Here is a 623-nt window from a genome sequence, read left to right on the forward strand (position 1 = left end):
TTGGTCGTCGGCGGCGATCGCCATGCGCACGGCGCCGTCGACGTCGGACTGACCGATGTCGACGCCCTTCTGGAGAATGCCGTAGAGGTTGTCGAGCGCGCGGCGCGCCTGCTCGGCGGCAGAGGCCGAGCCCTTGATGGTCAGCTGATTGCCGCGCGAGCGGATGTCAACGCCCAACTTCTGCTCGAGCCTGGCCAAGTTTTCGTCGAACTGGCCATACAGGGCGCTGGCAAGCTTGTTGTTGTCGAAGGTCAGAACGATGTGCGCCATGTCGGAAGCCCCGGATGCCTGGTTCGGGGGCAAGTTCTTCAGTTCAGCAGCGCTCAACCGTCTCTCCTCATCTGCCGAGGCTTGTGGCTATGCATGTCGTTGTCCCAAACCCGCGGGCACTTTTGGACGACATGCATCAGGCCAACTCGGCGAACAGGCTATTGTAGCCCGTCCTTGTGATTCGTACCTCGATAATGTCACCGATTTCGCCGGCCTTTTCATCAACAATAACCGGCTGCAGCCAGGGCGAGCGGCCGACCTTCTGGCCGGCCTGGCGGCCCGGCTTCTCGATCAGCGTATCGATGGTCCTGCCGACAAGGCTCGCGCCGAAACCCTGCTGCTGCTCCAGGAGT

General features: G+C 62.1%; 1 protein-coding gene and 1 pseudogene. Both read right to left on the reverse strand.

Features of this window, described 5'->3' with window-relative positions:
• Positions 1-327 (reverse strand): annotated as a pseudogene (locus tag EN745_RS35555) (PhoH family protein); the annotation flags it as partial.
• A 79-nt stretch (positions 328-406) separates the two neighbouring features.
• A partial coding sequence (locus EN745_RS35560; protein WP_127423358.1) for a TRAM domain-containing protein occupies positions 407-623 on the reverse strand: 217 nt, incomplete at its 5' end.

The organism is Mesorhizobium sp. M4A.F.Ca.ET.022.05.2.1 (assembly GCF_003998845.1).
Classification (GTDB): domain Bacteria; phylum Pseudomonadota; class Alphaproteobacteria; order Rhizobiales; family Rhizobiaceae; genus Mesorhizobium.